The sequence below is a fragment of the Leucobacter sp. cx-42 genome, assembly GCF_014529985.1.
In the GTDB taxonomy this organism is placed as follows: Bacteria; Actinomycetota; Actinomycetes; order Actinomycetales; family Microbacteriaceae; genus Leucobacter.
The window spans coordinates 84,005-91,676 of record NZ_JACVMU010000012.1; the positions used below are offsets into that span (position 1 = coordinate 84,005).

The 7,672-nt window shown below is 64.2% G+C and carries 7 protein-coding genes; 4 read left to right on the top strand and 3 right to left on the bottom strand.

The features are described 5' to 3' along the window. Positions 1–2 precede the first annotated feature (2 nt). Both ICM05_RS11435 and ICM05_RS11440 read right to left on the bottom strand, forming a co-directional pair. The gene (locus tag ICM05_RS11435; protein ID WP_285895424.1) at positions 3–662 is read right to left on the bottom strand and encodes a response regulator transcription factor; all 660 of its coding nucleotides are present in this window, start codon (positions 660–662) and stop codon (positions 3–5) included. Then, positions 662–1,873 carry a histidine kinase gene (locus tag ICM05_RS11440; RefSeq protein ID WP_188024757.1) on the bottom strand — a complete coding sequence of 404 codons (1,212 nt, stop codon included), beginning with the start codon at positions 1,871–1,873 and terminating at the stop codon, positions 662–664. Before ICM05_RS11440 ends, ICM05_RS11435 begins: the two co-directional genes overlap by 1 nt. A 170-nt stretch (positions 1,874–2,043) precedes the next feature. Between ICM05_RS11440 and ICM05_RS11445 the strand changes: the two genes are divergently transcribed. Continuing rightward, complete coding sequence (locus ICM05_RS11445) at positions 2,044–3,165, top strand: ABC transporter permease (RefSeq protein ID WP_188024758.1); 1,122 nt, start codon at positions 2,044–2,046, stop codon at positions 3,163–3,165. After that, positions 3,162–3,881, top strand: coding sequence for an ABC transporter ATP-binding protein (locus ICM05_RS11450; RefSeq protein WP_188024759.1), 720 nt, complete (start codon positions 3,162–3,164; stop codon positions 3,879–3,881). The genes ICM05_RS11445 and ICM05_RS11450 overlap by 4 nt, the downstream gene beginning before the upstream one ends. Positions 3,882–3,895: 14 nt before the next feature. Here the strand turns inward: ICM05_RS11450 and ICM05_RS11455 are convergent, their stop codons facing one another. Further along, positions 3,896–4,747, bottom strand: coding sequence for a PHP domain-containing protein (locus ICM05_RS11455; RefSeq protein ID WP_188024760.1), 852 nt, complete (start codon positions 4,745–4,747; stop codon positions 3,896–3,898). Positions 4,748–4,822: 75 nt separating this feature from the next. Between ICM05_RS11455 and ICM05_RS11460 the strand changes: the two genes are divergently transcribed. Together ICM05_RS11460 and ICM05_RS11465 are read left to right on the top strand one after the other, a co-directional pair. Further along, positions 4,823–6,190 (top strand): aminopeptidase P family protein, encoded by a 1,368-nt coding sequence (locus tag ICM05_RS11460; protein ID WP_188024761.1) that lies wholly within the window; start codon positions 4,823–4,825, stop codon positions 6,188–6,190. Positions 6,191–6,642: 452 nt separating this feature from the next. Next, a complete protein-coding gene (locus tag ICM05_RS11465) occupies positions 6,643–7,665 on the top strand; it encodes an IS30 family transposase (protein WP_255498931.1) in 1,023 nt (340 codons plus the stop codon). The last annotated feature ends 7 nt before the right edge of the window (positions 7,666–7,672 follow it).

Below are 7,672 nucleotides of genomic sequence, written 5' to 3' on the forward strand. Positions count from 1 at the left end.
AGCTACCGAATCGCGCCGGACTTCCGCGCGGCAGCAACGGCAGCGGTTCGGGATGAGACTCCGAGCTTCGTATAGATGTGCGCGAGGTGCGTTTTCACCGTCGCTTCGGAAATGACGAGCTCAGTCGCGATCCGCGTATTTGATTTGCCCTGAGCCACCAGCGTCAGCACCTCTGCCTCACGCGCGCTCAGGCTCTCCTGCGGTGCGCGCAGCCGGGCGAGCAGCCGGCCGGCGATCGCAGGAGCAAGCGCACTCTCCCCCGCTGCGGCCGCGCGGATCGCGGCGACGAGTTCCTCTGGCGGAGCGTCCTTCAGCAGGTACCCACTCGCGCCAGCTTCGACCGCCCCGAGAATGTCGCCGTCGGTGTCGTAGTTGGTGAGCACGAGCACGGCTGGCGGATCGGCCAAGGCTCGAATCTCCCTGGTCGCATCGGCCCCGTTCACCGGTCCGCCCGCACCAGCTGCGCCGGCGCCCGCTGCGGCCGCACCAAACTGGAGGTCCATCAGCACGACGTCTGGCCGGAGCTCGGCTGCCGCCCGCACCGCATCAGCAGGAGTGGCAGCATCGCCGACGACTGTGAATTCTGGCTCACCCTCGAGAAGCGCGCGAATCCCCGCGCGCACCACGGGGTGATCATCTGCAAGCACGATACGCATAGCCATCACACAGCCTCTCTGGAAAGGGTCGCCGAAAGCACGGTACCGCGTCCTGGCGCCGATTCAATCTCCAGCGCGCCGCCGAGCTGCACGACACGCTCTTCGATGGCACGAATGCCGAAGGAGTCCCGCGAGGGATTGCGTGCCTGCATGATCTGCGGGTCAAACCCGCAGCCGTCATCAGTGATCGTCAACCGGACGCCGCCATCATCAGTTGTCGTGAGGGTAATGCTGGCGTGATCCGCGCCAGAGTGTTTGGCCACATTCGACATCGCCCCCTGCGCGATACGCAGGAGTGCCGTGCTGGCGTCCATGCTCAGCTCGCGGGACTCCACCTCGGGGTCGATGTCTACAGCGGCAAGTATTCCCGTGCGCCGGCTCTGATCGGCGGCAAGTCGTCGAAGCGCATCAGCGAGACCGTTCGACAGCGTCTCTGGCGTGAGCGCACGAATGATCTGGCGGGTATCGGCCAGGCTCTCCGCAGCGGTCTCGCGCGCGAGGCGCAGGTGTCCGAGTCCGGGTTCCGGCGTCGTGCGCTCGGCCGCGTGCAACAGCATCTGGATGCTCGACAGCCCCTGCGCAACTGTGTCATGGATGTCTCTGGCGAGCCGCGCGCGCTCCTCGAACGCTCCCTGCTCACGTTCGGTTGCCGCAAGCTGTTCGCGGGTGGCAAGGAGCTCCTGCACCAGCGCTTCTCGTTCATGCATCTCACGCGTGAGCCGCCGGTAGCCGTAGCCGATGAAGGTGGCGACGACGGCACCGACGATAGGTCCGATCACTCCGCCGAAGCTGAAGCCAAGGTGAAGGCCGAGCGCAAGCACGGCGATTCCCGTGGTCACAATGACGGCGATGAGTCCGCCCGGGGACGGCAACACGTGCAGGTACAGGAAGAAGAGCGGGAAGACGAGGTACGCCCCCTCAGGCGACAGCCAGACAAGCACGCTCCAGAGCAGCGTGAGGGCAGCCACCCAGGCAATCGATTGTGAGGTGCGAGTCGCGGGTGTCGGTATCCCGCGGAAGTGCCCGAATGCGGCACCGCCAACGTACACCGCAAGGAAGCCGACCGCGATGATGAGCACCGGGAGAAAATGCCCGGAGCCAGAGAGATAGCTCGTTACCACCGGCAAGATGAGCAGGCCAAGCAGCAGCACGTGCAGGCCGAGGCGGAGTCCGGCAAAGACCGGTGACAGGGTGGCGTGCTCGCGTGAGTGACTCATGACGCTTCCAGGCTACGCCGTTCCGCACGTCCCGTCATCATCCATTCGGATGACCCCGCATCAGCCGATTTGAGCGGTAAAAGACCGGGTGTGCGGCCGATGTTCAGGCCCCGAAATTTCGCGATTCTTGAATGGTGGCCGCGCACCAAGCGCGACCGGAAGGAGTTATCGTGTTCGTTGCTTGGAGAGACCTGCGGTTTGCGCGGGGTCGCTTCTTCCTCATCGGAACCGTGGTGGCACTCATCACGCTGCTCGTCGGCTTCCTTTCGGGGCTCACCGGCGGCTTGGCATCGCAGAACATCTCTGCGGTACTGCAGCTGCCAGGTGAGCGCGTGGTGCTGCAAAATCCCGGTGATGGCGCCCCAGACTACGCCACCTCATCCATCTCAAACGAGGCAGGCGAAGCCTGGATCGCGGCCGATGGCATCGAGACTGTCCTCCCCCTCGGCATCGCGCAGGCGCGCGCTGAAAACACGAGCGGATCGGCGACCGCTGCCGAGGGTACGGTCGGCGTCGCCCTGTTCGGAATGGCAGAAGCATCCGAGAAAGACGGCACCACCGGCTCAGTATTCGACCTCACCCCGGCAAAGACCGGCGAGGTTGGACTCTCGCAGGGCGCTGCCGATGAGCTCGGTGCGCAGGTGGGCGATACGCTCACGATCATCGGTTCCGAGTTCACCGTCGCAAAGATCGGCCCGGAGGCCTGGTACAGCCATACGCCGGTCGTCGCAATGGACCACGGCGATTGGGCGATGTCGAATGCGAAGCTCGGCGGTACGGGCGCGCCAACGGCGCTGCTGGTGTCGGGTGCTGACGGATCCGCGCCCGATTGGGACGGCATCGCCGCGGACACCGGCACGACCGTGAAGACCCCCATCATGTCCCTAGCGGCGCTCTCGACGTTCAAGTCAGAGATCGGCTCGCTCGGACTCATGATCGCGATGCTCTTCGGTATCTCTGCGCTCGTCGTCGGCGCATTCTTCAGCGTCTGGACGATGCAGCGGGCCGGCGATGTCGCGGTACTCAAGGCGCTCGGTGCTTCGAATTCTTCGCTCATCAAGGATGCGCTCGGCCAGGCCCTCGTCGTCCTCATCGCGGGTATCGGCATCGGCATCCTCGCGGTGACCGGCCTCGGTCTCCTCGCGGGTCAGGCTCTGCCGTTCCTGCTGAGTCCGCTCACCACCGTGCTCCCCGCGCTCATCATGGCCGTCCTCGGACTCGCGGGAGCCGCATTCGCACTCCGTACCGTCACCAAAGCCGATCCACTCGTAGCACTTGGGAGCCACCGATGATTGAACTGCAGAACGTCACCCTCACTTTCCCCGACGGCGACAGCCGCGTCACCGCGGTCGACAACGTCACCCTCACCGCGCCAGCAGGCAAGGTGACCGGCATCACCGGACCGTCTGGCTCAGGCAAGTCCTCGATCCTCGCGGTCGCATCGACGCTCATCCGACCCGACAGCGGCAGCGTCCTACTCAGTGGGGCGGATCATCCCACCGTCGACGCAGCCAAGCTCTCGCTCGAGGATGCAGCGGCGCTTCGTCGCGACCGCATCGGCATCGTGTTCCAACAGTCGAACCTGCTCCCATCCCTCACCGCACGCGAGCAGTTGCTCGTCATGGCGGAGCTCGGGGGCGCGGATCGTCGCACCAGGCGCACACAGATCGCTGGCCGTGTGGACGAGCTGCTCGGCGCAGTTGGTCTCGCTGAGCACGCAAACAAGCGACCACACCAGCTCTCGGGCGGCCAGCGCCAGCGCATCGCGATCGCCCGTGCGCTCGTACAGGAGCCAGATGCGCTCCTCGTCGATGAGCCGACGAGCGCGCTCGATCAGGAGCGCGGCGCCGAAATCATGCAGCTCATCGCCGACCTCACTCACGAGCGCGGCACCGCGACGCTGCTGGTCACGCACGACCTCGTGCACCGCGGCACGCTCGACGAGCTTGTCACCGTGATTGACGGTCGCATCGCGGCCGACAGCCTTGCGGGCAGCGCGGCGGCGTAGTTAGTGCGGCGTGGTTAACGCGGCGTGGCGGTCATCTTCCGGATGGCCGCCACAGTCGTTTCAGGGGTCGTGAAGTCGCCGAGCCGGTTCGGCTTGCCAGCGCCGTGGAAGTCGCTCGACCCCGTCGGGATCAGCCCGATGTCCGCCGAGCCGGTACGCAGTTCAGGGATCCACTCAGCCCGATTCTCTGGGTGATCGAGCTCGATGCCCCACAGGCCAGCCGCGGCGAGCGCCTCGAGATCGGCGAGCGGAATTGCTTCTGACTGGCGGTTTGCCGCTGGATGCGCAATGACGGGCACCCCGCCGGCCTCACGCACCAGGCGGATCGCCTCTGCCGTATCCATCGCAAGTGTGCCGATGTAATACGGCGAGCCGGGGTACAGCAGTTCGGCGAACACGGCACTACGGTCAATGAAATACCCTGCGCGCACGAGCGCGTCAGCGATGTGCGGGCGACCCACTGTTCGTGCGTCTTCGGAGCCGAGCACGTCTTCCCACGTGATCGCAAAGTCTTTCTTGATGAGGTCGACCATCTTGCTCGCGCGGGTCAGCCGTGCGCGGCGCACCACCGCGAGCGCGTCAAACAGCTCCTCGTCATCCGGTGAGATGCCGTATCCCAGTAGGTGCGGCGAGCGGCCAGCAAACTTCGTGGTGATCTCGATACCAGGAAGAAAATCGATGCCGTGCATCGCTGCCGCCTCGCGTGCTTCTTCCCAACCGTCGATCGTGTCGTGGTCGGTCAGGGCGAAGCCGCTGAGTCCGAGCGCGGCGACGTCTGCGGCGATCTCACTCGGCCGGGTCGTACCGTCCGAGAACACCGAGTGCGTGTGGAGGTCGAATCCTCGCTGCTTCTCGGTGCGTTCCATTCCGCCAGTCTATGGGCTTTCCCACGCTTTGGGGTCTCGGAGGCGGTTCCGGTGTTCAGGTGAGAAGATGGAGGCATGACCACGAGCGAGCAGGCTACCCACGAGGTAGAGATCGATAACACGAACCGCAGCACGACCCCGCAGAATGACGCGTTCGGCACGTATATTTCGCAGCACTGGGCGGATCGGGTTGACGAGCTGCCCGCAGCCCATCCCGCCGCCGGCTTCGCTGCAGCGCGTCGTGCTGCAGTCGCAGCACAGTTCGTAGGCAAGCGCCTCGTCATCGCCGCTGGCGCAATGAAGCAGCGTTCAAACGACACGTTCTACCAGTACCGCGCGCACTCGGCATTTGCGCACCTCACCGGTTGGGGTGCAGAGTCCGAGCCAGGTGCGATCCTCGTCATCGAAGACGGCGCCTCGACCCTGTACTTCCGCGAGCGCGCTGGTCGCGACAGCGACGAGTTCTTTGCAAACCCTGAGATCGGCGAATTCTGGATCGGCCCGCGCCCCTCACTCGCGCAGGTCTCGGCACTGCTTGACGTGCCAACAGCGCACCTCGCAGAGTTCCGTGCAGAGGTTGGCGACATCACACTTGACGACGCTGAGCTTGCGCGCGTCACCTCTGAGCTGCGTCTCGTGAAGGACGACTACGAACTCGCAGAGATGCAGGCCGCCGTCGATGCCACCGCGCAGGGATTCACTGAGGTCCTCGCTGCGCTGCCGAAGGCGAGCGCGCACCCCCGCGGCGAGCGCATCGTCGAGGGCGTGTTCAACCAGCGCGCGCGTCTCGACGGCAACACTGTCGGATACGAGACCATCGCCGCTTCGGGTCCGCACGCGTGCACGCTGCACTGGATCCGCAATGATGGCCCCGTGCGTGAGGGCGATCTGCTGCTCCTCGATGCTGGCATCGAGTTGGACAGCCTGTACACGGCAGACATCACCCGCACCGTGCCCGTCTCGGGCAAGTTCACTGAGGTGCAGCGCCGCGTCTATAACGCCGTGCTCGAGGCAGCAGACGCCGCACGTGCGATTGTGCGCCCCGGGATCCGCTTCCACGAAGTGCACGACGCAGCGATGACGGTGATCGAACGCCGCACCCGCGAGTGGGGCATGCTCCCCGAAGACGATGGCACCGCGTACTACCGTCGCTACATGGTGCACGGCACGAGCCACCACCTCGGCATGGACGTGCACGACTGCGCACAGGCGCGTCGTGAGATGTACATGGACGGCGTGCTCGAACCGGGCATGGTCTTCACGATCGAGCCGGGCCTGTACTTCCAGCCTGACGATCTCACGGTTCCCGCTGAGTACCGCGGCATCGGCGTGCGCATCGAGGACGACATTGTCGTGACCGAGAGCGGCTGCCTGAACCTCTCGGCAGGTATCCCCCGCACCGCTGACGCGGTGGAGGCGTGGATCGCGAGCGCACAGGTCTAAGCCTTACTTTTCACCTCAACCCCTCGAGACGGGGCCTTTCTCCCGAGATGACCACTTTCTTTCGCCAGAAAGTGCGTGTTTCGAGAGAATCGCCCTGTTTCGAGGGGTTGAGTCGTTGAACGGCCGTTTGGTATCGGGCCCACAAAGCCCGAGCAAAACTCCTCGAAACAGGCGGTTTCTGCCGAGATCAGCCCGGCGGTTTCAGAGGGTGAGTGCAACACCTGTCCATAACCAGGACAGGAAGCACTCACCCTCTCATGCGCCACTACCCACTCACCATTCGCGCCCACGCACTCACCCTTCTCATCAACGGGAAACCGAGTGACGAGGCCAGTAAGACCCTAGGCATTCCACGTTCCTCGGTCCTGCGATGGGCAAAACTTGCTGGTATGACCTTCAACACCGGGCGAGGACACGGACTCAACCAGCCTTCCTCGCTCGACACGTTTCCCATGTCCGGGCCTGGGCGAAGACTGACCACGATCGACCGAGCCCGTATCCAGGCAGGACTGGAACACGGGTTCTCGATCAGGCGTATCGCCCGCATGATCAATGCTTCCCCGTCAACCGTGTCAAGGGAGATACGTCGGGCAAGCCTGGCCGGGAGAACTGACACCCTGTATGACGCGACTCTCGCGCACCATTACGCGGGTCTGCGTCGAGCACGCCCGAAACCACGGAAACTCGACCAAGAGCCTATGCTCCGGCGTATCGTGGTGGAAGAGTTAAACGATCGGCTGTCTCCCCAACAAATCGCGGGCAGGCTCCGGAAAATGTTCCCCACGCACCCGGAGCTGTACGTGTCACACGAAACGATCTATCAAGCCTTGTACGTGCAAGGCAAAGGCGCACTCAGGCACGAACTCTCGGTCGAGAAAGCCATCAGGTCAGGACGCACGAGCCGGCTCCCGCGGTCCAAACTTCCCAAGCGTTCCAGCCGGCCCTGGCTCGAAGGAGCCAGGTTGAGTGACCGGCCAGCAGAAGCCGCGGATCGGGCAGTGCCAGGGCATTGGGAAGGCGACCTGGTTGTGGGTCCGGGGAACTCGGGTTTGGTGACGCTGGTGGAACGGGCATCCAGGTTCGCGTTGATCGCGAAGCTGCCAGGTAGCCGGGATTCAGAGACTGTGACGGGTGTGCTGCAGCGTCTCATGGAAGGACTCCCGCTGGCGTTGAAAGCGACTCTGACGTGGGACCAGGGTGCTGAAATGGCGAAGCATGCCCAGTTCACTGTCGCGTCAGGGGTGCCCGTGTTTTTCTGTGACCCGCACTCGCCTTGGCAGCGGGGCTCGAACGAGAACCTGAATGGTTTGATCCGGGACTATTACCCGAAGTCTACGAACTTCAACGAGATCAGCGAGGCTGAGATTCTGTTTATGCAGAACCAGCTCAATCGTCGCCCTCGGCAGACTTTGGAGTTTGCAACACCTGCTGAGACACTGAGTGAGTATCTCGCAGGTGTTGCACTCACCGTCTGAGACCGCC

Coding starts and splice junctions, on each gene's coding strand:
- ICM05_RS11435 (WP_285895424.1), bottom strand. CDS start 662: ATGGCTATGCGTATCGTGCTTGCAGATGATCACCCCGTGGTGCGCGCG.
- ICM05_RS11440 (WP_188024757.1), bottom strand. CDS start 1,873: ATGAGTCACTCACGCGAGCACGCCACCCTGTCACCGGTCTTTGCCGGA.
- ICM05_RS11450 (WP_188024759.1), top strand. CDS start 3,162: ATGATTGAACTGCAGAACGTCACCCTCACTTTCCCCGACGGCGACAGC.
- ICM05_RS11455 (WP_188024760.1), bottom strand. CDS start 4,747: ATGGAACGCACCGAGAAGCAGCGAGGATTCGACCTCCACACGCACTCG.
- ICM05_RS11460 (WP_188024761.1), top strand. CDS start 4,823: ATGACCACGAGCGAGCAGGCTACCCACGAGGTAGAGATCGATAACACG.
- ICM05_RS11465 (WP_255498931.1), top strand. CDS start 6,643: ATGTCCGGGCCTGGGCGAAGACTGACCACGATCGACCGAGCCCGTATC.